The following is a 24,706-nucleotide window of genomic DNA, read 5'->3' on the forward strand; positions in this document are numbered from 1 at the left end:
GCTGTTCCTTACTTGGCGCTGAAGGCGAGTTCGGCGGCCTTGTCGGCGCCCTCGTCCATGGTCTGGGCCAGCGTCACCAGCGGGTGGTTGGCCTCGGCGAGGATGCGGCGACCCTCTTCGACGTTGTTGCCGTCCAGACGAACGACCAGCGGCTTGGTGGCCGCGGCACCGAGCACCTCGAGCGCGCCGACGATGCCGTTGGCGACCGCGTCACAGGCGGTGATGCCACCGAACACGTTGACGAACACGCTCTTGACCTGCGCGTCGCCCAGGATGACGTCCAGACCCGCGGCCATCACCGAAGCCGAAGCGCCACCGCCGATGTCGAGGAAGTTGGCGGGCTTCACGCCGCCGTGGTTCTCACCGGCGTAGGCGACGACGTCCAGGGTCGACATGACCAGACCGGCGCCGTTGCCGATGATGCCGACCTCACCGTCGAGCTTGACGTAGTTGAGGTCGTTTTCCTTGGCCTTGAGCTCGAGCGGGTCGGTCGCGTCGACGTCGGCGAACTCGAGGTGGTCGGGATGCCGGTACTCGGCGTTCTCGTCCAGGGTGACCTTGCCGTCGAGGGCGAGGATCTCGTCGGTGGGGGTGCGCACCAGCGGGTTGACCTCGACCAGGGTGGTGTCTTCGTTGATGAAGACCTCCCACAGCTTCTGGATGGTCACGGCCGCGGCGTCGAGCACGTCGGCGGGCAGGTGGCCCTTCTCCGCGATCTCACGGGCGAAGGCCAGGTCGACACCCTTGACGGCGTCGACGGCGATCTTGGCGAGGCGCTCGGGAGTCTTCTCCGCTACCTCTTCGATCTCCATGCCGCCCTCGACCGAACACATGGCCAGGTAGGTGCGGTTGGAGCGGTCGAGCAGGAAGGAGATGTAGTACTCCTCCGCGATGTCCTTGGCCTCGGCGACCAGGAGCTTCTTGACGATGTGGCCCTTGATGTCGAGGCCGAGAATGTTCTGCGCGTGCGTGAACGCGTCTTCCGGGGTGGCCGCGTACTTGACGCCGCCAGCCTTGCCGCGGCCGCCCACCTTGACCTGCGCCTTGACCATCACGGGCTTGCCGATTTCCTCGGCAATGGCGCGTGCTTCTTCGGCCGTGTCGCAAACACGACCCTCGGACGAAGGCACTCCGTGCTTAACGAAGAGCTCCTTCGCCTGATATTCGAAGAGATCCATGTACTCACCGTCTCGTCTGCGTTGCTATGACAACGTCTTTGTTGGCGGCCCGACGTCGGTAGCGGGTCGGATCGGACTGTAGCTAGTCACGGGGAGGGGTAAACGACCACGTTCATAGTAAGTGGCGCAGGTCACGACCCTTTACGGAGGCCCCGAAAAACCGCTGGCCAAGGCTACTGGCGAGTAGTTTTTCGATGTTTTTCGGCACCTTGGCAGGTCGGGCCGCCTAAAGTCCGGGCCCCCCGGCATCTACTACGTTATGTCGTCGACAGACCTCACCCGGAATGCCGGAAACAGGTGAGATATTCCGCCGCGTTACGGTGACGAATGTCACACACGCGTGTAGGTTTTCGACCAGCGCTTGCCACTCTGCAATCGCTTCGTTACCGTCAATGCGGTCGAAGTCACAACCAGGTCACGACAACCAGGTCACGACTGGCAAGTCAGGACTGAGGAGGACGACAAGCTTGAGGTACTTCAGTACTCGCTTGGAACAGCTGGCGATTCGGCACAGCCGATGAACCACCGCTCCACCCTTCCAGTCGAAGATCGCACCACCTCCGGCCACCGTTACCGGTACGCCGACGAATACACATCGCACCCGCAGGCTCGTCGCGCTCCCGCCGCCGCATGGCCGCAGACCGACGACGCGTGGCGCGACCAGAACACCTGGTCCGACGACGCGGCATGGACGCCCGCCGAGGACGAATGGACCGCGGACGAGTCCTATGACACCGGCACCTACGCCACCGACTGGGCGCCCGCGGCCGAAGAGACCACCGCTGAAGAACCGCCGGCTCCGCGCCGCGCCGATCGTCGCGGTGGCGCACACCGCGTCCCCGCACCGCCCGCCGCGCTGAAGGGCCGCGCCGCGGTCATCGCCGTCGCCGCCGGCGCCGTTGTCGCCGCAGGTCAGGCGGCTATGGCCGATCCCGGTCAGCCCGCACACGGCATCGATTACGAGGCCGCGGGCCAGGTCCACGAGATCGCCGCACAGTCGATGAGCACCGCCGACATCGGCGACCCAGGCACCGGCGCGTCGCCGCAGGTACTCGACGCCACCGCCGTCGCCGACAAGAACCACTTCGACGACATCCTCGCCAAGGGCGCCAAGTTCGCCGAAGACCTCGCCGCCCAGGAATCCGCCAAGCTGCGGCCCCTGTTCGCCAAGTTCACCTCGGGCAACTACACCTCCGGTTACGGTGCTCGCTGGGGCGTCCAGCACCTCGGCATCGACGTCGCGGGCCCGATCGGCACCCCGATCTACGCGGTCGCCGACGGCACCATCATCGAAGCGGGCCCGGCCTCGGGTTTCGGCATGTGGGTCCGGGTCCTGCACGACGACGGCACCGTCACCATCTACGGCCACATCGACACCGCCACCGTCTCGCAAGGCGAGCGTGTGATGGCAGGCGACCAGATCGCCACCATGGGCAACCGCGGCTTCTCCACCGGCCCGCACTGCCACTTCGAGGTCTGGCTCAACGGCACCAACAAGATCGACCCGGTCCCGTGGCTGGCCACCCGCGGCATCAGCCTCGGCTCCCAGCGCGACTGAGCTGTTCCGCCTCTCCGGGTATTTTGGCCGGGCTTAGGTGCGGTGTGATTTGCGTTGGCGACCGGCGGGATGTTGTGGGGTGGGTTTGCTGTTGTCGGTGAGTTACCCATGTTCGTGCGTTGATCAGGTGTTGCGTATTGCTAGGTCTTTACGTGACCAGTAGCACGCTTCCTCTCTGTCATGGGCGGGGTTAGCGTTGCGGTATGGCTGGTACAACGAAGTACACGCAGTTCATCGGGCTCGCACCGGAATTGGTGTGGGGGGTGCTCGGGGATCTCGAGCAGTGGCCGGAGTGGAATCCCGGGGTGCGGTCGGTGCGGATGCACGGGCCGGTTGCCGTCGGTGCCACCGGCGACTACCTCCCCAACGGAAAAGTCTCAGCGCGGATTCACGGCCGTTTCGCCGAACCGTTCACTGTCACCGCGTTCGAACCGAATCGTGAGCTCGGGATCGAGCAGCCCGAACCCGCGGGCACCATGTACCTCACCTGGCGGCTGACCCCTTGCGACGGTGGCACCGAAATCACCCAGGAACTCCGTTTCACCGGTCCCTCTGCCGCCGCGGCCCGCACCGTTGTCCGGCCGTTCATCGAAACCGATGCGCGCGTGAACTTCTCGCGCCTGGCCCGGCTGGCCGGACTCGCTCCGGCCGACGACGCGCTGAATGTCGTCATCGCGGGCGGCACCGGTGCGCTCGGTCTCCAGATCGCGGCCGACCTGACCTGCCGCGGCCAGCGCGTCACCCTGCTGACCCGCCGCCGCAACCCGGACCTCCCGTTCCGCCAGACCGAATGGGACGGCCGCTCGGTCGGCGCCTGGTCCGCCGAACTGCGCGAACCCGGTCGGCTCGCGGTGATCAACCTCGCCGGAAAGCTGGTGGACTGCAGGCCGACCGAACGCAATATCGCGGAATTGCGCTCCAGCCGAGTCGATTCCACCACCGCCCTTGTCGCCGCGGCGGGTCTTCGCGACACCCCCGTCGACTATTGGGTTCAAGCCAGCACCACGGCCATCTGGTCGGACGCGGGCGAAACCCGGTGCACCGAAACAACTCCCCTCCCCGTCGGCCTCCCACAGATGACCGGCGTCGCCCAGCCATGGGAGGAAGCGTTCGACCCCGCCCGCGCCGACCACTGGACGATCCTGCGCACCTCCATCGTCCTCGACCCCGACGCCCCCGCCCTCAAACGCCTCGGCCAGCTCACCAAGGCCGGCCTCGGCGGCCGCGTAGGCCCCGGCGATCAGTGGTTCAGCTGGATCCACATCGAAGACTGGCTGGCCATCGTCCGCGCGTCACTAGGCCTCGACCCCACCGTCACCCTCCCCGACGGCATCCTCGTAGCCGCCACCGAATTCCCGGTCCGCAACACCGAACTCATGTCCACCCTCCGCCGAATCCTGCACCGCCCCCCATCACCCCCCACCCCCTCGGCGATCCTGAAAATAGGCGCGGTGGCCCTCCGCACCGACCCCGCCCTCGGCCTCACCGGCCGCCACGCCACCTCCGAAGTCCTCCACAAAGCAGGCTTCGACTTCAAATACCCCACCCTCGACGAGGCCCTGACCGACCTACTCCCCCACTGACCCCGACAACGCACTCCCAACCACACCGTGCACCTCAAGACCGCCATGACCGCACTACCAACCACCGCACTCCCGACCCCTAGGGAGGGACGGCCACGAAGTGGCCGGTCCGCGGCCGGGTCGCCGGTTAGCGCTCGAAAGCGCTGAGCCGAAGGCTCTAGTCTCGAGCGCTAACCGGCGGCCCCTTGGGGCCGCGGACACGCGCGCGCCAGCGCGCCAATAAACACAGCGTCAAACCTGCCTGGGACTACCAGACCCTGGATCCCCAGCCCACAATCACAACTTCACAATGGTCCGACTGAACTGCGGAATCAACCGAATCTTCCCCGCCGACCCGAAGTCGATGGTCACCGTAGCCAACGGCCCCACCCCATCAGCAGCGACAACCCGCCCCAACCCATACTTGTCATCGGTAACCCGATCACCCACGGCCAGAACCAATTCCGTGTTGTTCCGCTTTACTGCCCCACCCGGCGCCGGCCTGCGCTCACCGGATCCCCCACGCACACCGGGCCGCTGATCCCACCCACTCCCACTGGTCCAATCCCGATCGAACCCACTGTCCTCACCCCGGCGCCGCCCCCGCTGCACCGGCGAGATCACCGGCTCCAACCTGCGCCAATCCAGCAGATGCTGCGGAATCTCCTGCAGGAACCGCGATTCCGGATTGGACACCGGCTGCCCCCAGCCCGACCGCACCACCGCGCGCGAAAGATAGAGCCGCTGACGCGCCCGCGTAATCCCCACATAGGCCAGCCGACGTTCCTCGGCCAGCTCGTTGGGATCACCCAGCGCCCGCATGTGCGGGAACTGCCCGTCCTCCCAACCGGTTACGAAGACCACGGGGAATTCCAGCCCCTTGGCCGTGTGCAGCGTCATCATGGTGACCACACCTGTGCCTTCGTCCGGGATCTGATCGGTATCGGCGACCAGTGACACCCGCTCGAGGAACGCGGCCAGCGACCCCGGCTCCGGTTCACCATCGCCCGACTCCGGCACCAGCCCTTCCTCACGCGCCGCCTCGGCATTGTTGAATGCCTCGGAACTGAATTCGCGTGCGACGCTGACCAATTCGTTGAGGTTGTCGAGCCGCGCGCCGTCCTGCGGATCGTCGGAGGCTTCCAGTTCGCCGCGATATCCGGTGCGGTCGAGCACCGCCTCGACCACATTGCCCACATCGGGATAGTCGCTGTCGGCCCGCTTACCGGCCACCCGGATCTCGTCGAGCAGCTCGAGGAATCCCGCGATGGCCCGCTGCGCGCGGGTATTCAGCAACGCGACCTTGCCATCGGCCGCATCGCGCAGTGCCGCGGCGAAACCGATGCCGCGCTGTTCGGCGTGCACCGCCACGCAGGCCTCCGCGCGATCGCCGATCCCGCGACGCGGAGTGTTGAGAACGCGGCGCACACTCACCGCGTCTTCGGGATTTTCCAGCACCCGCAGGTACGCCACCACGTCACGCACTTCTTTGCGCTCGTAGAACCGCACACCACCGACGACCTTGTACGGCAGGCCCATTCGGATGAAGATCTCTTCCAGCGCACGCGAATTGTTGTTGGTGCGATAGAACACCGCCACATCGCCGTAGTTGGCATCGCCGGTGTCGACGAGCCGGTCGATCTCCTTGGCGACGAAAGAGGCTTCGTCGTGTTCGTTGTCGGCGACGTAGCCGGTGATCAGTTCACCCTCGCCGGAATCGGTCCACAGTTTCTTCTCGCGCCTGCCCTCGTTGCGCGCGATCACCGCGTTGGCGGCGGACAGAATGTGCTGGGTGGAACGGTAGTTCTGTTCCAGCAGAATGGTTTCCGCATCCGGGAAGTCGCGTTCGAATTCCTCGATATTGCGGATCGTGGCGCCACGGAACGCGTAGATCGACTGATCGGCGTCGCCGACCACACACAACTCGCTCGGCTCGACCGACTGCTCGTCCGCCTCGCTGTGATGGCCGACCAGCTCACGCACCAGCACATACTGGGCGTGGTTGGTGTCCTGGTACTCGTCGACCAGCACATGCCGGAACCGGCGCCGGTAATACTCGGCGACCTGCGGATGGTTCTGCAGCAGTGCCACCGTCTCGCCGATCAGATCGTCGAAGTCCATCGCGTTGGCCGTGCGCAGCCGCCGCTGGTACTCGCCGTAGACCCTGGCGACCAGGGCGGGCAGTTCGGTGTCGTCGGCTTCGGCGTCGGCAGCGGCCTTTTCCGGACCGATCAGTTCGTTCTTCAGATTCGAAATGGCGGTCGACAGCAAACGCGCGGAATACTTCTTCGTGTCGATCTCGAAATCGCGGCTGATCATCGTGAGCAACCGCCGCGAATCATCGGCGTCGTAGATCGAGAAATTCGAATTCAAGCCGGGCAGCAGTGCGGCCTGCATCCGCAGAATGCGCACACAGCTGGAATGGAAGGTCGACACCCACATGCTGGCCGCGCGCGGACCGACCAGCCCGGCGACCCGCTCCCGCATCTCGGCGGCGGCCTTGTTGGTGAAGGTGATGGCCAAGATCTCACCGGTGCGCACGCCACGCGCCGCGAGCAGGTAGGCGATCCGGCGGGTGAGCACCGCGGTCTTGCCCGAACCCGCGCCCGCCACGATCAGCAGCGGGGAACCCGCGTGCATCACCGCGGCACGCTGGGGCGGGTTGAGCCCGTCGAGCAGTCGCTCGATCTCCTCGGCGCGCTGTTGTTCGCGCTCCTGGCGCCGCTGCGACTGTTCGGCGCTGTTCCTGGCCGCCGCCTGAGCCAGCGCCGACGCGCCGGTGCCACCACCGTCCCGGGGCGGTAGCGCGGCACCGCTCGGCGCGGGCGCTGGTTCGCTGGGATCGGTGGCTGAGGCGTGGGGAGCGACCGTGATATCCATCGTCTGTCCACGCTACCGGCGGGCACCGACAAGCCGCGAACCGCCGCCGCCGCGATGACCGGCCGACGACGGCCCGGCAAACCACCGGTGAACGCGGCCAGGTCGGCACAGACCGCACCCTGTGAACGTTCTCAGCGAATTCCTAAACAGAACTGTTTTGCCTACCTAGCAGCCCGTGGCAGACTGGGCCACATGTTCAGCGCTTCTCCGCATGCCCGGATCGGCTGCCGATCCGATATCGTGACGGTGCGTACGATTTATTGCGCGCTCCCGGGGGGATCAGGTACCGCCCATCGGGAAAGTTTCAGGGTGACGGAACAGATCGGGTAACAGGCCGTTCGGTTTGACCGATCCAAGTTCTGACACGAGGAGATGAATGATGAGCACCCCCGCTACGACCACGGGCTCCGATTCGGCCTTGCCGCAATCCGAAGCCGAGATCGACAAGCTCCGCCTCGAGATCGACCAGCTCGACGCCACGATCCTTGCCGCGATCAAACGCCGCAGCGAAATTTCCCGGATCATCGGCCGCACCCGCATGGCTTCCGGCGGTACGCGCTTGGTCCACAGCCGCGAGATGAAGGTGCTCGAGCGCTTCAGCGAGCTCGGCCAGGAGGGTCACACTCTCGCCATGCTCCTGCTCCGCCTCGGCCGCGGCCGCCTCGGCCGCTAGACAACCCCACAAACCACGCGGCGGACCAGCCAGTTCGCCGCTTCCAAAAAGCCGCCCCGGGTGCGACACCATCCCCGGGGCGGTTATTTTTGTCCCGGCTCAGGTCAGGGCGATGTATTTGGTGTTCAGATATTCCTCGATGCCCTCGGTGCCGCCCTCGCGACCGAAGCCTGATTCCTTGACGCCGCCGAACGGGGCCGCGGGGTCGGAGATGACGCCACGGTTGACGCCGACCATGCCACTCTCCAGCGACTCCGAGATGCGAAGCGCCCGGTCGAGGTCGCGGGTGAAGACGTAGCTGACCAGTCCGTATTCGGTGTCGTTGGCGGCGGCGACGCCCTCGTCCTCGGTATCGAAAGCGACGATCGGGGCCACCGGGCCGAACACCTCCTCGCGCAGGATGCGGGCGGTCGGCGGAACATCGGCCAGGATCGTGGCCGGGTAGTACCAGCCAGGACCGCCGGGGGCCTTGCCGCCGATCAGCACTCGCGCGCCAACGGAAACGGCGTCATCGACCAGGTCGCTCACGATCTCGCGCTGGTCCTCGCTCACCAGCGGGCCGAGGGTGGTCGCCGAGTCGGTGCCCGGACCCATCACGACGGTGTCGGCCATCGCGGCGACGAACTTCTCGGTGAACTCGGCGACCACGCCACGCTGCACATAGAACCGGTTGGCCGCGGTGCACGCTTCGCCGCCGTTGCGCAGCTTCGCCTGCATCGCACCGGCCACGGCGGCGTCGATATCGGCATCGTCGAAGACGACGAACGGCGCGTTACCGCCCAATTCCATGGACGTGCGCAGCAACCGGTTCGCGGACGCGGAGACCAGTTTCTTGCCGACTTCGGTGGAACCGGTGAAGGTGAGCTTGCGCAGCCGCGGATCGTCGATCAGCGGACTCGTGACAGCCCCGGAACGCTGGGTGGTGACCACCGACAGCACCCCGTCGGGCAGGCCGGCTTCGCTACAGAGCTTGGCCAGCGCCAGCATGGTCAGCGGGGTCGCCGAGGCGGGTTTGACGATCATCGTGCAGCCGGCCGCCAGCGCCGGCCCGATCTTGCGGGTGCCCATGGCCAGCGGGAAATTCCACGGCGTGATCGCCAGGCACGGCCCCACCGGCTGCTTGGCGACCATGATCCGGCCCGTCCCCGACGGCGCGTTCAGATATCGCCCGTGAATGCGCACCGCCTCCTCGCTGTTCCAGCGGAAGAACTCGGCGCCATAGCGCACCTCATTGCGGCTCTCGGACAGCGCCTTGCCCATTTCGAGCGTCATCAACAGCGCGAATTCCTCCGCCCGCGCGGTCAATTGCTCGAACACCGTTCGCAGGATTTCGCCCCGCTCCCGCGACGGCGTCGCCGCCCACGCCTCCCCCGCCGCGACGGCCGTGTCGAGTGCCCGCATCGCGTCCTCGGGAGTCGCGTCGGCCACCTGTGCGAGCACCGTCCCGTCGGCCGGATTGCGCACGTCGAAAGTCCCACCCCCGGTGGCCTCGACAGGTCCGGAGCCGATCCACAAACCCCTGGGTACGAATTCGAGTACGTCGCGTTCAGACACCATGAGCCCAGCCTAAGCCCGCTGCCCCGGCCACCACCTCGAACCTGCGAACACACGCGGCGCCCCTCGATGGCCAACGCGGTACCCTCGGGTCGTGAGCAGCGACATCACCGAGTCTTCGGCCTGGCAGGCACTGCGCAGCAATCACCGCACTGTTGCACCGATGCATCTACGACAGCTGTTCGCCGATGACCCGGCACGCGGCCGCGAGCTGACGCTGCAGGTGGCCGACCTGCACATCGATTACAGCAAACATCGGGTGACTCGCGAAACCCTGCGCCTGCTCGTCGATCTCGCGCGCACGGCGGGTGTGCCGCAACGCCGTGACGCGATGTATTCCGGTCAGCACATCAACACCTCCGAGGACCGGGCGGTCGGGCATATCGCCCTGCGCCTGCCGGTCGGCGACCAGCTCTGGATCGACGGCACCGACGCCGACGCCGAGGTGCACGACGTCCTGCGCCGGATGGGCGAATTCGCCGATTCGGTGCGCTCGGGTAAGTGGCGTGGCGCGACCTCCGAACGCATCGAGACCATCGTCAATATCGGTATCGGCGGTTCGGATCTGGGCCCCGACATGGTGTATCGCGCGTTGCGCCACTATGTCGACGCGGGCATCGACGCGCGTTTCGTCTCGAATGCCGATCCCGCCGATCTGGTCGCCAAGCTCACCGGACTCGACCCGGCGACCACCCTGTTCATCGTCGCGTCCAAGACGTTCTCGACGCTGGAAACCCTCACCAACGCGACCGCCGCGCGCCGCTGGCTGGTCGACGCGCTGGGCGAGGAAGCGGTCGCCAAGCATTTCGTCGCGGTGTCGACGAACGCGGAACGGGTGGCCGACTTCGGGATCGACACCGACAATATGTTCGGTTTCTGGGATTGGGTCGGCGGCCGCTACTCGGTGGATTCGGCGATCGGCCTTTCGGTGATGGTGACTATCGGCAAAGAGCGGTTCGCCGAGTTCCTCAGCGGAATGCACGCCATGGACAAGCATTTCGCGACCGCGCCGCTGGAAGAGAACGCACCGGTGCTGCTGGCGATGCTCGGCATCTGGTACTCGAATTTCTTCGGCGCGGAATCCCGTGCGGTACTGCCCTATTCGAACGATATGGCCCGATTCCCCGCCTATCTCCAGCAATTGACAATGGAGTCCAACGGTAAGTCGGTGCGCGCCGACGGCACCCCGGTGACCTCATCGACCGGCGAGATCTTTTGGGGCGAGCCGGGTACCAACGGTCAGCACGCCTTCTACCAGCTCCTGCATCAGGGCACCCGCCTGGTCCCCGCCGACTTCCTCGGCTTCGCCAGGTCCACCGACGACCTGCCGACCCGCGACGGCACCGGCAGCATGCACGACATCTTGATGAGCAACCTGTTCGCGCAGTCGAAGGTGCTGGCATTCGGCAAGACCGCCGAGGAGATCCGCGCCGAGGGCACCGACCCGGAACTGGTGCCGCACAAGGTGATGCCGGGCAACCGGCCGAGCACCACGATCCTGGCGGCCGAACTCACGCCGTCGGCGCTGGGTCAGCTGATCGCGCTCTACGAGCACCAGGTGTTCGTCGAGGGCATCATCTGGGGTGTCGACAGTTTCGACCAGTGGGGTGTCGAGCTGGGCAAACAGCAGGCGCTGGCCCTGATGCCGTTGCTCAGCGGTCCGGAAAAGCCGGTGTCAGTGGGTGATTCGTCGACCGACGAGCTCATCGACTGGTATCGGGCGCACCGCCGCTGATCTCGTCGGTTAATAGACAATGGGGCGGACAGACCCTGCTACCCCACTACCGTCGCAATACAATCGAAGTGTGAGAAAACCGTGGGGCGATTTCGGCGTCGATGAATGGCTGTGGACACAGATCCGCAACCCGCGACCGAGCCTCGTAACGCCAGTCCCGGTGGTCGATCTGCCCGGGTGCGCTGCGGGCGAAGTGTCATCGCGGCGTTGGCTCAACTGGAGACAGGCGAACGCCGTCAGTGCGTTCGCGGTAGGGTTGACTCGTGAAATCGTGACGGCCTTAGGGCAGGAAGGTATTACGCCCACCGAAACCTGGCTGCACCAAGAAGCCAGGGCAATCAGCTGGGGTGGACGCAGGCGAATGTGCGACCCGCACGGCGACTACAACGGCTTCACCGTCGTGACTTCGGTGAAGTTCCCGAAATACAGTCTCAGCTCCTACAAACTGGACAGCATAATCGTGCCGCCGATCTACACCCGGTACCCAATCTCTGAGACCTGTACCGGACACATCGACAGTTCGATACCCGGCCCCTATGGATTTCGCACGGGAGTGGGATTCCCGCTGCATGGCAAACGGTACGATCTCCTCTGCATCGGTTCCGCTGGCTACTACTACCGCTACCGCGGAAGCGGCGCCTACCCTGGCCGCTACATCGGGAACTGGCCCCTGGACCCCGCCGATGAGCGCGAACCGCTCGTATACCCGGACAAACCACGAACCACCATGCCCGCACGGCGTCACATTCCCGCAATCGCCGAATACACCCTGGCCGAAGTGACTCGCTGGAGCGAGTTCCTCGGCTGCCAACTGGGCGATGCAACCGCCGGCTGGCAGTTGGACTTCCGGGATGAGCCCACCGTCAAAGGTTATGAGACATACGTGATCTCGGCGCCTGTCACGCTCACCCTCACCGAAGCCGAAATCGGGCAACGCGCACTCCCCCACACCGCTGTGTCGGCCCCACTCAACGGAGTATCCCGCGAACCGCGACCCGGGAGTCATCGACGCTTGCCACTGGTTACCTTCACCGTCTTCAACGGCTTGCGGGCGGATATCAACGACCGCGATACTCCGGGTCAATTCGTCCTGACGGTCGCGAGCAATGGCTACCGGGCCGGTGTCGATCAGTCTTCTCTGCCGCCGAAACCGCTGAAGAAGGGCTGAGAAGTGAGCTTCAGGTGTGCCGTTGCCGCGGCGCGGATCCTGGACATCGCTGAACGTGCGTCCACCCGGGCCGCTCTCTCGGTGACGTAGACAACACTGGGTCCGCGGGGATTCTCGCCGACGAAGGGCAGCGGATCGAAGCCGTAGATCGTGGCGTGGTCGAGTGGGCCGAGCGCTGCCACGATCTTCCCGAAGGCCCTGCGCCAGTAGGTATCGCCGCTGACTTGCGAACTCAATCCCAAGACGAGCGCGCCGAAGTCGACCCCCCGCGCGATATGGACGACTTCGGGTGTGAGTGGGTCAATGCGGATCAGGTTGCCCATTTCTGCCTTGAAGCAGATGATTTGTCCGAACGCGGTCCGAAACAGCGGGAGCTGGCCTCCGCGGTGGGATTCCGGAAGGTCGAGTCCCGCCAGCCATTCGTCGACGATCGGTTGCCATTCGTGCGGGTCGCACACCCACAACAATCCCTTGTCGAAGCCGGCGAACCCGACCTCCCGCCAGAAGGTGTGCACGATGTCGGGCAGATCGCTGTACTCGTCGAAGTAGCTCTCCGGAACCGCCACCTGATCAAGCGGTTCGCCTGTCCAGCTGGTGCTCCACCGGGACAGGAAGTCGTGTACTTCCAGCGGGAGTTGCTTTCCGGTGGCGCCGAGCGCCGTCCACAGCTCGTCGAACTCGGTCTGGCGGGTGATGAACTGCCGCAGTTCCTCTCGTTCGTGCAGGTAGCAGATGACAACGTAGGGGATATAGACGCTGAATCCGTATTCGCCCTGCGAGGACGTGTAGTTGGTGGGGCCGACGCTCGAGGCTCGCACATAGTCCTTCACCGAGTCGTCCAGGCTGTCGATACGCGCATCGAAGTGGCGGTAGATGTACTCGTAGAACTCGGCGATCCTTGTGATCTCGTCCCAGCCCTCGCATTCGTCGATGAGTTCGCCGATCTCGAGGTAGTCGTACGGGTAGGCCATGAAGGCGAAGTCCTCCAGGTACCGGTAACGCCAGTCGTCGGGCATCGTCGAGAGGTCCGTCGGCAGACTGTTCAGCACGCGGCCGTGGCTCCACAGAACTTCCTCGTCGAATTGAGATATCTCGAAGTCGTCCATCATGGACAACATCGACCTCAGGAGGAGTTCGCGCACATCCGCGTACCCGTCGACGTGATCGGGGCAGCCCCGCAACAGGTCGTCGACCTGGTCCATCGAATCCTCGATTTCGCCGCTCCAGTCCATGTCGTCGCCCGAGGGAGCATCCGAATACTCTTCGGTCAACCGGCTCTCGAGAGTGTCGAACAACGTCACGACATCATCGGAGTACCTCGGTTCCGCAGCGATGTTCCACTCGATCTCATTCACCGACACGGTGTGCCCGGTCGATTCTGCGATGAGGTCGATGGCGGCGCGCTGGTATCCCTCCTCTACGGGCACCGTCTTCGCGAACCGTCTGGATTCTCCGGCAAGCTCGCGCGGGATGCGGACAAGGTAGTTCCTTCTACCCTGGATTCGGACGTGCACGCGATACATAACCCTCCCCTGTCCTCCAGTGTCACGTGGTGACGACCCTAGGCGGCGACCGCGTGCGACCGGGGACCGCTACCAGTAGCCGATCAAGCGCAACCTACTGCGCAGCAGTGTTCGCCGCGCTGAGCCTGCGGGTAACGCTGGTTGTGACAATAGTGGCCAGGGTGCCGATTACCACCAGGTCGAACACGATCTGGACCATCGTCGCGACGCGGGCCACCTGACCGACGGCGTGGACGTCGCCGTATCCGATGGTGCCGAGGGTGGACATTGTGTAGTACAACGCATCGGTGCGCGTCACCAGGCCGTCGAACTCGTCCGGATGTAGTTGCTGCAGCCGGTAGTAGAACAGCGAGAACACCACACAGACGACACATACGACAAGCAGGACACCATCGACCCGTCCGCCCGCCGTCGCCGGCGCTTTCAGGAAATGCTCGATCCGCCGCCACACCAGCCACACCAGTCCGACGACGCCCGCGATGAAGCTGACCACCCCGAACACCCGCCCCGGCCAGGCATCGAGCTGGAACGCCCAGCTCATCGGCACGCTGTAGTAGAGCAACAGCGCGCACACCGCCGCCGCGCCGTTGCGCAACGCGTGCCCTGGCACCGATACCCGTCGACGTCGCGTCATCGCTCCATGATTGCCTGGTGACGCCGAATTTCGTGGCGCACGCGCCGACTGCGCGACCGCCACTGCCGAGTCACCTCAGCTGAACCGGTATCCCTGCCCCACCGCCGCGAGCACCAGGTCGGCTCTGTCCCAGCTCGCGGCGACGAGGTCGGCGTTGCGCAGATCGCTGCCCGTCACCTTCTCGCTCGCCTGAGCCGGTGTCCGCGTGCAGGCGACGTGCCGGTCGAGCAGTCGCTCGGTGAGGATCGATCGCGGCGCGTCCAGGTACCAGCACGCGTCGATTGACGTCCTCCCCGGCCTGAAACCCGGGGATTCCTACCAGCGCCCGGACGGGGCGCTCTCGGTGGGTTCCTGTTTCACAGGGACTCGCCTACCGCTACGCGGCAGGACTTACCGTCCCTCCGCAAGCGTTTAACCACTCCGCACGTCCTGCGGCGTGAATATTCATCGCGGCATTGAGATCCCGGTCGTGGACAGTGCCACACACGCACATCCACTCGCGCACATGCAACGGCTTCTTGCCACTGACCACCCCGCACACCGAACACAACTGAGACGACGGGAAGAACCGGTCCACCTTCGAGAATGCCCGACCGTACCGGGCCGCCTTCTCCTCGAGCATGCGGATGAACATGCCCCACCCGGCGTCGTGGACCGACTTCGCCAACCGGGTACGCGCGAGACCTTTCACGCACAAATCCTCGACGAACACCGCTTGGTTGTCGCGGATGATCATCGTGGACTGCTTATGCGCCCAATCCCTGCGCGTATCAGCCACTCTCGCATGCGCCCGAGCGACCTCGACACGCGCCTTTGCCCGGTTCTTGCCACCCTTCTCCTTGCGGGACAACATTCGTTGTGCCTTGCGGAGCTTGCGTTCCGCGCGGCGCAAGAACCTCGGGTTGTCGATCGTCTTGCCGTTCGACAACACCGCGAACGTCGTCAAACCCAGATCGATACCGACCTCGGAATCCGATACCGGCATCGGCTGCTCGTCCACCTCCACCACGAACGACGCGAAATACCGGCCTGCCGCGTCCTTCACCACGGTCACACTCGACGGATCCGATGGCAGCTCCCGTGACCAGCGGACCGCGACGTCCCCGATCTTCGGCAACCGCAACTTTCGGCCGGCCGTGACCGCGAATCGGGCGTTTTTCGTGAACCGGATAGCCTGCCGATTGTCCTTGCGAGACCGGAAACGCGGTGGCGCGACCTTGCCGCCCTTCCGCGTGCCGGTGACCGAGCCGAAGAAGTTCCGGTACGCGGTATTCAGATCAGCCAGGGCCTGCTGCAACACCACCGCCGACACCCCACCCAACCACGAACGCTCCGGAGTCTTCTTCGACTCCGTCAACAACCTCGACAGCTCCGCATCAGTAACCCGACGGCCCTCCCGGAACGCCTGCTCCCGGATCGCGAGGGCGTCGTTGAATACGACCCGGGCACAGCCGAATGCTTGCGCCAACGACTGCTGCTGCCCCACCGTGGGGTAGACGCGGAAGTTATATCGCAGCTGCATAACCGACAGTGTGGCACCGGGGTACGACAACAAACCGGCCACCGGGAATCACCTGGTCGCGAAAGCTATGCAGGACCATCGCGTTCAGGGCACACCCGGCCTTGGCGGGCCTCCCGCGTGGGCATTCACCACCCCCGGAAGGCGGCGCACTGGCGCACAGCGGGTAGCCCGCGCACCTCAGCCCAGCCGGGCGCATCGGCGTCGGTACAGCAGGTAATTCCCTACGACGATGACAACGCGTTCGTCACACACGACCACACCACCGTCGGTCGGCTCGTCGATCGCCCGATCGAACAGCGGCCACGGCACCGGCGCGCCGACCGGCGTTTCCCGCAGCAACCGCAGGTCCGCGACGAAACCGGCCGCGTCGAAGGTATCCGGCTCGCCCTTGCGTGCCAACGCGTTCCGCGCCCTGAGCACAGCATTGCGTAGGTGGTAGCCGTCCATCGGTGCGACGACGGCAGGGCGCCCGGACGTGCTCAGCTCGGCGCGAAGACGCTGCGCCAGTGTCGATTTCCCAGCGCCCGGCGGACCGGCGATCCCGAGCAGGAACCGCTCACTACGCACCGGAACTCGCTGCGCCAGTTCGCCCACCGACAGCACCCCGCTCGCCCAGGTCACCGCCCTACCTTACCGACGAGCTCCGATGAGCCCGCCCGACGTCACTGCACGTCGACGAACCCGCGCTCGAGGATCGCGCCGGTGTCGACGCCGACGGGCAGGGTGCCGAAGGCGATGCCCCAGTCGCCGCCGAGGCGCGTCGCGCAGAAGGCGTCCGCGACGGCGGCGTGACCGTGGCGCACCAGCTGGGCGCCTTGCAGGACCACAGCCATCAGTTCGACGACGCGACGGGCGCGGTATTCGATGTCGGACAGATCGGTGAGTTCCTTGCCGACGCGGTCGATCGCGTCGTCGAGGCGCGAATCGGCACCGCGGGCCAGACCGACCTCGGCGAAGTACGCCTCGACCGTCTCGGGCTGACGTCCCATGGCGCGCAACGCATCCAGCGCCGCCACATTGCCCGAACCCTCCCAGATCGACATGAGCGGTGCCTCGCGGTACAGCCGCGGCATGCCCGATTCCTCGGCATATCCGTTGCCGCCCAGGCATTCCAGCGCTTCGGCGGCGTGCGCGGGAGCACGCTTACAGACCCAGTACTTGGTGATGGCCAGGGCGATCCGGCGTAGTGCGGCCTCCGCCGGGTCGCTGCCCGCGCGGTCGGTGGCACCGGCCAGCCGCATCATCACCGTGGTCGCCGCATCCGATTCGATGACGAGGTCGGCGAGCACATTGCGCATGGCGGGCTGGTCGATCAGCTTGGCGCCGAAGGCTTCTCGGTGCCTGGCGTGATGGATCGCGCTGACCGCGCCGAGTCGCATGCCGGTGGCCGAGCCGATCACACAGTCGAGGCGGGTCATGTTGACCATCTCGATGATCGTCTTCACACCCGCACCCTCGGCACCGACGAGCCAGCCGGTGGCGTTCTCGTACTCGATCTCCGAGGAGGCGTTGGACTTGTTGCCCAGTTTGTCTTTCAGCCGCTGGATGCGGATGGGGTTGCGGGTGCCGTCGGGCAGCACGCGCGGCAGCAGAAAACACGACAGGCCACCGGGGGCCTTGGCGAGGGTGAGGAACATGTCCGACATGGGCGCCGAGGTGAACCACTTGTGCCCGACGATGCGGTACGCGCCATCGGGTTGCGGGGTGGCGGTGGTGGTGTTGGCCCGCACGTCGGAGCCGCCCTGCTTCTCCGTCATCGACATGCCCGCGATGAGCCCGGCCTTGGTCGAGGGCTCGCGCAAACCGAAATCGTAGGTGCGCGAACCGAGTAGCGGCTCGAAGCGCGCTGCCAGTTCGGGATTGTGGCGCAACGCGGGCACCACCGCGTACGTCATCGAGATCGGGCACATGTGTCCGGCATCGGCGACGCCCCAGGTGAAGAACTTGGCGGCGCGAGCGGTGTGCGCGCCGGGCCGCTCGTCCAGCCACGGCGAACCGTGCAGACCGTGCGCCACCGCGACATTCATCAGGTCGTGCCAGTGCGGGTGGAACTCCACCTCGTCGACACGATTGCCCCAACGGTCGTGGGTGCGCAGCACCGGCGGGTACTCGTTGGCCAGCCTGCCCCACTCCTGGGCCTCGAAACCGCCTGCCAGCGCACCGAGTTCGCGCACCTCGGCTTCGGCCCAGCCCGCTCCTTCGCGGTGCAGACCTTCCAGCAGCGCGGGGTTACGCGCGGCATCGAAGGGGATCAGCGGTGGCGCCTGGTTGAACACTTCGTGGGTCGGCATGTCGTGGCAACTCCTTCGACTACAGCGTTTCCGGGCGCGCACCGAGTGCGCGCACGGCGAAAGCGACCAATTCGGGGATGACGGTCTCGGCGTGCGGTGCGGCGACCAACGGGCCGACGAGCACCTCGCCGATCGCGCCGACAAGAGCAGCGGCGGTGAGGCTCGGGTCCTGCGCGGGCAAGCGACGTTCGGCGACACCGTGCGCGATAGCGGTCTCGAACGACGCGGCGAACGCCCGCCGAAATTGCAGCCGTTGTGTATCCACGGCGGCGTCGACGGGCTCGGCCAGCAGCACATAGGCCAGTTTCGGATTCTTCAGCGCACGGCCGGCGAAAGTCTCCACCGCAGCGGTGACCCGACCGACCGCGTCACCCTCGGCCACCGCGGCCCGTACCGCGTCGACCTCGCGGGCGACCACCGTCTCGAACACCGCCGCGACCAGCTCGGCCTTGTTCTCGAACTGCTTGTACACGGTGCCGGTCGCGATCCCCGCCTCGGCGGCGACCGCGGCCATCGACAGCCCGGCGAACCCGTCACGCGAGAGCACGCCGGTGGCACCCTGCACGATCAGCGCCCGTTGCGCGTCGAGCCGGGCCTGCACGGCCGGGGTCCTGCGGTACACCATGTGAAGAAGTGAAGCACAAATTCACCCCTTCACACAAGGGCACCGGGTCCGTATGGTCGAGGAATGGAACAATCAACCGGGCAGCCGACCTCACTCCCCGTGCGCGTCGAGCACTCGGGCCCGGTCACGACGGTGATCCTGAATCGCCCGCAGGCCCGCAACGCGGTGGACGGCCCGACCGCTCGCGCGCTGGTGGAGGCCTTTCGCGCATTCGACGCCGACCCCACCTCCTCGGTGGCCGTGCTGTGGGGCGAACACGGCACCTTCTGCTCCGGCGCCGACCTCAAGGCCCTCGGCACCGAGAACAGCAATCACGCCACCGAAGACGGTGACGGCCCGATGGGTCCGACCCGGCTGCGCCTGTCCAAGCCGGTGATCGCGGCGGTCTCCGGGTACGCCGTGGCGGGCGGGCTCGAACTGGCCCTGTGGTGTGATCTGCGCATTGCCGAGCAGGACGCCACTTTCGGTGTCTTCTGCCGCCGCTGGGGCGTCCCACTGATCGACGGCGGCACCGTGCGCCTCCCGCGCATCGTCGGCGAAGGTCGCGCACTCGACATGATCCTCACCGGCCGCCCGGTAAGCGCGCCCGAAGCGCTGCAGATGGGCCTGGTCACCCGCGTTGTCCCCGTCGGCGATGCCCGCCGTGTCGCCGAGGAGCTGGCTACCCAGCTCGCCGCACTCCCCCAAACCTGCCTGCGCACCGACCGTGCCGCCTTGTACGACCAGTACGGCCACACCGAGGAAGAGGCGCTGCGCGTCGAATTCCGGCACGGCATGACGGCCCTGTCCGGCGGCGCACTCGACGGGGCCGCCCGTTTCGCCGCGGGCGAGGGCAGGCACGGTAGCGCCGACCACCGCTGATGGACCACCTCACCGTCGTCGACGAAATCTTCCTGCGCACCCATCGCGGCATGGGCACCCCCATCGCCCTGCAGGGCCTGTGGCGTACCCCCGATGCGATGGAACCTGATCTCCTGCAAGCGATTCACGGCCGCCTGCGCGTCGGTCACCTCGGCCGCAGAGTGGTCAGCCCCCGAGTCCCCGGCGCCCGTCGCACCTGGCGGCCCAACACCAGAGCCCATCCACTCGACGTCGCCATCGGCCCACTTCGCGAGAGCGAAATCCTGCCATGGGCCGACGCCCTCGGCACCGACCTCGACCCGGAAAACGGCCCTGGCTGGCGCCTGTCCGCCGCGCGCCTTCACGACGGTGGAACCGTTGTCGCCCTGACCTGTTCGCATGCACTGGCGGACGCACGTGGCTTGATCCACGCCATCACCGCCGCCCTTCGATCGCTCGAATCCACCGTCTCCGACGCCTCGACAGAGCTGGCAGGAGCCGAGTTGGTCCCCGCGCGCGACGACGAACTATGGAGTCGCACAACGCCTTCGGAATGGGCAGACGCGGTCTCCCAATGGACCACTATCTTCGGCGGCACCGCACGCGCGCTGCACCAAAAGCTCTCTCGACCGCTAGTACCGCCCGCACCGGACTTGTCCCCTGATCGCACCTTCCGCGAAGCCGGGCCCGACCCTGTGTCGAGCAGCGCCGTGCCGACATCGCGGAAACCACAGTCATCGCGGGCCGACACGAGCGACCGACACCTGCGGCCGCTCCTGCTCACCTTCGATGCCACCCACTGGGACACGACCGCGATCACCCTCGGCGGAACTCCGAACAGCCTGTTCATCCACTTGATGGCAAACATCCTGTGGCAGACCGGTTTTCCGAAACCGACGATAACCGCGAGCCTCCCGGTGGATACCCGTGACGAACCCCGCGTCGACAACGACCTCGCGATGACAGAGATCGCAATCGAACGCACCGACACTCCCGCGACAATTCGCGACAGGGCCAAAGCCGCTTATCAGCGCCGAATGTCGAGCCCCGCAGGCCTTCCGGAGGAGATCCTCCAGGTACTCCCCGACCGCTGGGCCTACGCCCTGAGTAAGGGCGCGGGCGAACGAGACATCCTGTGCTCCAACATCGGCCACCTACCCGACGCCGTGCGAAAAGTCGGACCGCACCACTGCACCCGGGTAGCCGCACGCGCGATCCACCCTGACATCACCACCTTTCCCCGCACCCAACTCGCGGGCTACCTCTCCCGCCTCGACGACACCTACACACTCGCCCTGGTCAGCCTCGCCGCCGACAGCGATTTCCTGCCCGATGCCATCGATAAAGCCTGCGCGACAACCGGATTACGCCCTAGCCCCTGGTAGTCGGTCCATGGCGGGTTTCCGCGTCAGGGTGTCAGACCGAGCCGGGTGGCCAGCCACGGCAGCTGATCGCGCAGCCCATGCGCCCACAGCGCGAAGTTGTGTCCGCCCGGCAGAATCCGCAACCGCACGTCCATCCCCGCGTCTTTCGCCGCCTGATACATCCGCTCCACCTGCGGCCGGTACATCTGGTCATCGGCGCCGACAACGAACGCACCGGCGGAATTCGGGTACGTCCGCGACCGCAGCAGATCGAGCGGATTGACCCGCAGCAGCGCCTCGGTATCCCCGCCGAACGCGGCGTCCACCGTGCGCTGCCGGTCGCCCAGTGTCGGCTCGTCCTGCCCGGAGAGGTCGAGGAAGGTGGGATAGACCTCGGGATAATTGGTGGCCAGTTGCAGCGCGCACGTGCCGCCATACGAGAGCCCACCCACCGCCCAAGATCGCGGATCCGGATCGATCTGCAGATTCGCCCGCGTCCAGGCAGGCACGTCGACGGCCAGGTAGGTGGCGACATTGCCCAGCGCGGAATCCAGGCACAGCGGGTTCGCCAGCTCGGAACCGGTCCCGTCGGCCACCACGACCACCGGCGCGAGCCCGTTGTGCGCGCGGGCGAAGGAGTCCATGGTCTCGGCCAACTGACCACCGACGAACCAGTCCTGCGGCGCGCCCGGCTCACCGGCGAGCAGCACCAGCACCGGCAGCAGCGGACGCGGATCCGCGAAATAGGCAGGCGGCAAATAGATCTGGGCATCGCGAGCGGCGAATCCGGACGCGGTCGGGGGCACCGTCGCGGTCAGCACCCGCCCGCCGTCGGGCAATCCGCCGGGCGCCTGCCATGCGGGCTCGAGCGGCCGCGCGCTGATCACCTGCTCGCGCCCGGTCAGCTCACCGGCCTCGACCCGATCGACCTGTTCGACCCCGAGCACCGCGCCCACTGTCGGATACGACGCGTACACCAGGTTGATCCGCACACCCACCGCGACCAGCACGGCAACGGCCGCGAGCACGGTCACCACCCCGGTCCACACGCTGCGGCGAACCAGAATTCGTGGCACCACCAACAGCACCGCGGCCACCGCGATCCCGATCAGCACGTACACCGACACCGCGATCGGATCGGGAAACGGCCGCCACACCTCCTCCACGACCAGGTACAGCGCCACGGTCGCCACCACGGCGGACAGCACCACGATCGGCATGATCGTCGTGACATACCGTCGTACGCGGGGTAACAGCAACCACACCGCACCCACGGCGCCCAGTACCGTCAACGCCACCGGCAGCCATCCGGCGAGCAACGACAGATCGATGATTCGCGTCATCGCTGACCTCCACAGATGCCACCTCGACCGCCCTTGCGCGCGCATCACGGTCCCGGTACGGCCGCGATGACATACGGTACACAGAAGACCGCACCGAGCCGGTGCGGCGCACTCGCAGCAAAGGGTGGTTCTATGGACGACATCGCGGCTGCCACCGAACCTGCTCCCTCGCGCGGCCTCGCCTTGGCGCACACCGTGATCCGCCGGGTGCCGTTCACACTCGGCTTCCTCGTCGTGGTCGCGGTTCTCGGCCTCGCCACCGGCGGCCTCTGGCGCAGGCTCGACCAGCGTTCCTGGTTTCCCGATATCGCCTACGGCTGGCCCGCGCTGACCGAGGGTAAGTGGTGGACGCCGCTGTCAGGCTGGTTCTTCGGGCTCACCCCTTTCCAATATGTGTGCATGGCAATCATTTTCGCGGCTGCGGTCGGCTGGACGGAGTGGCGTCTCGGCACCGTGCGCACCGCCTCGGTCTGCCTGTCTGGTCAGTTGATCGGCGTCCTCGGCGCGTCGGTGACGGTCGGGCTGCTGGCGCACACCCACCTCGGCTGGGCCGACCGGCTTTCCGAGGTACGCGATGTCGGGTTCACCACCGCGGCGATCTCGGCGTTGGCCGCGGTCTCGGCGACCCTGCGATCCCCGTGGCGCCTTCGGGTGCGCGCCGTGCTGATGGCACACGTGGCGATCACCTTCCTGTTCGAATCGACCTTCGCCGATCTCATGCATCTCATCGCCGTCGCCGTGTGGCTGCCCGCGGGCGAAAAGCTGTTCAGCCGAACCGAACACGGCTTCTGGCCGCGCACTCGACGTGAGGTGCGCATGCTGGCCTTCGCCGGACTGCTGGTGATCGCCACGGCCTCGGTGGCGGTGTACTTCTTCCCCGCCAACAGCCTGCTCGGCCCCACCGAGAACGAACGCGGCTCGCTCTGGAGCACGATCCTCACGGTGGTGGTGATCGCGGTGGTCGCCGATCAGCTGCGCAAGGGCAGGCGCTGGGCATGGTGGGGCACCCTCGCCTACGGCCTGCTGCACGTGGTGCTCACGCTGGTGCTACTCGGCGTGGCCATCGGCACCGACTACGAGACCACCGGCGCGCTGACCGTCGGCACCGCCCTGCTGTGGGCGGGCGAGGTGGCGCTGCTCTACGGCGGCCGCGGCGCGTTCCGGGTGCCGGTCCGGCGCAAGATCTCTGACGGCGCGCTCACTGGCACCGAACCCGGCGCCGCGGTGCGCGCCTTGCTCGCCCGCTACGGCGGCAGCACCATGTCGTGGATGACCACCTGGCCGGAGAACAAATACTGGTTCGCCGCCGACGGTGAACGGTGCGTCGCCTACCAGCGCCACGCGGGCACCGTCATCGTGCTCACCGACCCGATCGGTCCCGTCGACCTTCTCCCCGCCACCATCGCCGGGTTCACCGATCGCTGTGAAGCCGACGGACTCGTCCCGTGCCTGTTCTCCACCACGCGGGCGGTCGCCGATATCGCCGGCGAACTCGGGTGGCGCAGTGTGCAGATCGCCGAGGACACCATCGTCGACCTGCCCGAGCTGGAGTTCAAAGGCAAAGCCTGGCAGGACATCCGGTCCGCGATCAACCGGGCGACCAAGGAGGGTATCGAGTTCCGCCTCGTCGAACTGGCCGACCAGCCGTTCGCGGTGATCGAGCAGGTACGCGCGATCTCCGAGGAGTGGGTAGGCGAAAAGGGGCTGCCGGAAATGGGATTCACGCTCGGCGGCGTGGAGGAAGCCATGGATCCGGCCGTGCGGGTCGGGCTGGCGATCGATGCCGAGGGCAGCGTGCACGGCGTCACCTCCTGGCTGCCCGTCTACGGCCCCGGCGACGAGATCCGCGGCTGGACGCTGGACGTGATGCGCAGGCGCCCCGACGGCTTCCGGCCGGTCGTGGAATTTCTCATCGCCTCGGCGTGCCGGGAGTTCAAAGAGGAAGGCGCCGAGATCGTTTCGCTCTCGGGGGCGCCGTTGGCGCGCAGTGCGAGCACCGATGGCGCCGAACCGATCGATCGTCTGCTCGAAGGGCTCGGCGCCGCGATGGAACCGTATTACGGCTTCCGGTCACTGCATTCGTTCAAGGCCAAGTTCCAGCCCCGCCACGAGCCGGTGTACCTGTGCTATCGCGACGAGGCGGACCTGCCCCGCATCGGCATCGCTCTGACCAAGGCGTACCTGCCCGAAGTCTCGGCAAAGGACCTGATGGTTCTCGGGGCGGCGGGAAAATAGCACCGGCGCCCACACGCCGAT

18 protein-coding genes are annotated in these 24,706 nt (G+C 66.4%); 8 read left to right on the top strand and 10 right to left on the bottom strand.

All coding sequences use genetic code 11. The features are described from left to right. Window positions 1–8 precede the first annotated feature (8 nt). Window positions 9–1,178: an ADP-forming succinate--CoA ligase subunit beta gene (sucC, locus tag ACFWO8_RS02940; RefSeq protein WP_378940849.1), complete on the bottom strand. Its 1,170-nt coding sequence runs from the start codon at window positions 1,176–1,178 to the stop codon at window positions 9–11. 517 nt (window positions 1,179–1,695) lie between these two features. Here sucC and ACFWO8_RS02945 point away from each other — a divergent pair. After that, window positions 1,696–2,736 carry a M23 family metallopeptidase gene (locus tag ACFWO8_RS02945; RefSeq protein WP_378940851.1) on the top strand — a complete coding sequence of 347 codons (1,041 nt, stop codon included), beginning with the start codon at window positions 1,696–1,698 and terminating at the stop codon, window positions 2,734–2,736. A 203-nt stretch (window positions 2,737–2,939) separates the two neighbouring features. Continuing rightward, window positions 2,940–4,319: a DUF1731 domain-containing protein gene (locus tag ACFWO8_RS02950; protein WP_378940853.1), complete on the top strand. Its 1,380-nt coding sequence runs from the start codon at window positions 2,940–2,942 to the stop codon at window positions 4,317–4,319. A 276-nt stretch (window positions 4,320–4,595) separates the two neighbouring features. On the opposite strand, the gene ACFWO8_RS02955 is transcribed toward ACFWO8_RS02950, so the two are convergent. Continuing rightward, window positions 4,596–7,178, bottom strand: a complete 2,583-nt coding sequence (locus tag ACFWO8_RS02955) for a UvrD-helicase domain-containing protein (protein WP_378940855.1) — start codon at window positions 7,176–7,178, stop codon at window positions 4,596–4,598. 379 nt (window positions 7,179–7,557) lie between these two features. Here ACFWO8_RS02955 and ACFWO8_RS02960 point away from each other — a divergent pair, with 379 nt between their 5' ends. Further along, window positions 7,558–7,851, top strand: a complete 294-nt coding sequence (locus ACFWO8_RS02960) for a chorismate mutase (protein WP_056816138.1) — start codon at window positions 7,558–7,560, stop codon at window positions 7,849–7,851. A gap of 99 nt (window positions 7,852–7,950) precedes the next feature. Here the strand turns inward: ACFWO8_RS02960 and ACFWO8_RS02965 are convergent, their stop codons facing one another. Continuing rightward, window positions 7,951–9,408 (bottom strand): NAD-dependent succinate-semialdehyde dehydrogenase, encoded by a 1,458-nt coding sequence (locus ACFWO8_RS02965; protein WP_378940857.1) that lies wholly within the window; start codon window positions 9,406–9,408, stop codon window positions 7,951–7,953. Window positions 9,409–9,499: 91 nt separating this feature from the next. Here ACFWO8_RS02965 and pgi point away from each other — a divergent pair, with 91 nt between their 5' ends. Together pgi and ACFWO8_RS02975 are read left to right on the top strand one after the other, a co-directional pair. Continuing rightward, entirely contained in the window at window positions 9,500–11,140 is a 1,641-nt protein-coding gene (pgi, locus tag ACFWO8_RS02970) for a glucose-6-phosphate isomerase (RefSeq protein WP_378940859.1), read from the top strand. 70 nt (window positions 11,141–11,210) lie between these two features. Next, window positions 11,211–12,308, top strand: a complete 1,098-nt coding sequence (locus ACFWO8_RS02975; RefSeq protein ID WP_378940861.1) for a hypothetical protein — start codon at window positions 11,211–11,213, stop codon at window positions 12,306–12,308. Here the strand turns inward: ACFWO8_RS02975 and ACFWO8_RS02980 are convergent. From ACFWO8_RS02980 to ACFWO8_RS03005, 6 genes are all read right to left on the bottom strand, one after another. After that, window positions 12,269–13,735, bottom strand: coding sequence for a GAD-like domain-containing protein (locus ACFWO8_RS02980; protein ID WP_378940863.1), 1,467 nt, complete (start codon window positions 13,733–13,735; stop codon window positions 12,269–12,271). The two genes, ACFWO8_RS02975 and ACFWO8_RS02980, sit on opposite strands and share 40 nt — an antisense overlap. A 190-nt stretch (window positions 13,736–13,925) precedes the next feature. Next, window positions 13,926–14,465 (bottom strand): potassium channel family protein, encoded by a 540-nt coding sequence (locus ACFWO8_RS02985; RefSeq protein WP_378940865.1) that lies wholly within the window; start codon window positions 14,463–14,465, stop codon window positions 13,926–13,928. Window positions 14,466–14,841: 376 nt separating this feature from the next. Beyond that, window positions 14,842–15,987: an RNA-guided endonuclease InsQ/TnpB family protein gene (locus tag ACFWO8_RS02990; protein WP_378940867.1), complete on the bottom strand. Its 1,146-nt coding sequence runs from the start codon at window positions 15,985–15,987 to the stop codon at window positions 14,842–14,844. Between the two features lie 177 nt (window positions 15,988–16,164). Beyond that, on the bottom strand, window positions 16,165–16,608 hold the full coding sequence (locus tag ACFWO8_RS02995) for a hypothetical protein (protein WP_378940869.1): 444 nt from the start codon (window positions 16,606–16,608) through the stop codon (window positions 16,165–16,167). A gap of 41 nt (window positions 16,609–16,649) precedes the next feature. Further along, on the bottom strand, window positions 16,650–18,278 hold the full coding sequence (locus tag ACFWO8_RS03000; RefSeq protein WP_378940871.1) for an acyl-CoA dehydrogenase family protein: 1,629 nt from the start codon (window positions 18,276–18,278) through the stop codon (window positions 16,650–16,652). A gap of 19 nt (window positions 18,279–18,297) precedes the next feature. Further along, window positions 18,298–18,903, bottom strand: coding sequence for a TetR/AcrR family transcriptional regulator (locus ACFWO8_RS03005; RefSeq protein ID WP_378940873.1), 606 nt, complete (start codon window positions 18,901–18,903; stop codon window positions 18,298–18,300). Window positions 18,904–18,966: 63 nt separating this feature from the next. Between ACFWO8_RS03005 and ACFWO8_RS03010 the strand changes: the two genes are divergently transcribed. Next, a complete protein-coding gene (locus ACFWO8_RS03010) occupies window positions 18,967–19,764 on the top strand; it encodes a crotonase/enoyl-CoA hydratase family protein (protein ID WP_378940875.1) in 798 nt (265 codons plus the stop codon). Continuing rightward, window positions 19,764–21,128, top strand: a complete 1,365-nt coding sequence (locus ACFWO8_RS03015) for a hypothetical protein (RefSeq protein WP_378940877.1) — start codon at window positions 19,764–19,766, stop codon at window positions 21,126–21,128. The genes ACFWO8_RS03010 and ACFWO8_RS03015 overlap by 1 nt, the downstream gene beginning before the upstream one ends. Window positions 21,129–21,151: 23 nt before the next feature. On the opposite strand, the gene ACFWO8_RS03020 is transcribed toward ACFWO8_RS03015, so the two are convergent. Continuing rightward, entirely contained in the window at window positions 21,152–22,450 is a 1,299-nt protein-coding gene (locus ACFWO8_RS03020; protein WP_378940879.1) for an alpha/beta hydrolase, read from the bottom strand. A 132-nt stretch (window positions 22,451–22,582) separates the two neighbouring features. Between ACFWO8_RS03020 and ACFWO8_RS03025 the strand changes: the two genes are divergently transcribed. Beyond that, complete coding sequence (locus tag ACFWO8_RS03025) at window positions 22,583–24,685, top strand: bifunctional lysylphosphatidylglycerol flippase/synthetase MprF (RefSeq protein ID WP_378940881.1); 2,103 nt, start codon at window positions 22,583–22,585, stop codon at window positions 24,683–24,685. The last annotated feature ends 21 nt before the right edge of the window (window positions 24,686–24,706 follow it).

The organism is Nocardia sp. NPDC058480 (assembly GCF_042720495.1).
Lineage (GTDB): Bacteria > Actinomycetota > Actinomycetes > Mycobacteriales > Mycobacteriaceae > Nocardia.

What these genes read in the sequence shown, in the direction of transcription:
- ACFWO8_RS02985 (WP_378940865.1), bottom strand. Translation starts at nt 14,465, where the DNA reads ATGACGCGACGTCGACGGGTATCGGTGCCAGGGCACGCGTTGCGCAAC.
- sucC (WP_378940849.1), bottom strand. Translation starts at nt 1,178, where the DNA reads ATGGATCTCTTCGAATATCAGGCGAAGGAGCTCTTCGTTAAGCACGGA.
- ACFWO8_RS02955 (WP_378940855.1), bottom strand. Translation starts at nt 7,178, where the DNA reads ATGGATATCACGGTCGCTCCCCACGCCTCAGCCACCGATCCCAGCGAA.
- ACFWO8_RS03005 (WP_378940873.1), bottom strand. Translation starts at nt 18,903, where the DNA reads ATGGTGTACCGCAGGACCCCGGCCGTGCAGGCCCGGCTCGACGCGCAA.
- ACFWO8_RS03010 (WP_378940875.1), top strand. Translation starts at nt 18,967, where the DNA reads ATGGAACAATCAACCGGGCAGCCGACCTCACTCCCCGTGCGCGTCGAG.
- ACFWO8_RS02965 (WP_378940857.1), bottom strand. Translation starts at nt 9,408, where the DNA reads ATGGTGTCTGAACGCGACGTACTCGAATTCGTACCCAGGGGTTTGTGG.
- ACFWO8_RS03000 (WP_378940871.1), bottom strand. Translation starts at nt 18,278, where the DNA reads ATGCCGACCCACGAAGTGTTCAACCAGGCGCCACCGCTGATCCCCTTC.
- ACFWO8_RS02945 (WP_378940851.1), top strand. Translation starts at nt 1,696, where the DNA reads ATGAACCACCGCTCCACCCTTCCAGTCGAAGATCGCACCACCTCCGGC.
- ACFWO8_RS02950 (WP_378940853.1), top strand. Translation starts at nt 2,940, where the DNA reads ATGGCTGGTACAACGAAGTACACGCAGTTCATCGGGCTCGCACCGGAA.
- ACFWO8_RS03015 (WP_378940877.1), top strand. Translation starts at nt 19,764, where the DNA reads ATGGACCACCTCACCGTCGTCGACGAAATCTTCCTGCGCACCCATCGC.
- ACFWO8_RS02960 (WP_056816138.1), top strand. Translation starts at nt 7,558, where the DNA reads ATGAGCACCCCCGCTACGACCACGGGCTCCGATTCGGCCTTGCCGCAA.
- ACFWO8_RS03020 (WP_378940879.1), bottom strand. Translation starts at nt 22,450, where the DNA reads ATGACGCGAATCATCGATCTGTCGTTGCTCGCCGGATGGCTGCCGGTG.
- ACFWO8_RS03025 (WP_378940881.1), top strand. Translation starts at nt 22,583, where the DNA reads ATGGACGACATCGCGGCTGCCACCGAACCTGCTCCCTCGCGCGGCCTC.
- ACFWO8_RS02990 (WP_378940867.1), bottom strand. Translation starts at nt 15,987, where the DNA reads ATGCAGCTGCGATATAACTTCCGCGTCTACCCCACGGTGGGGCAGCAG.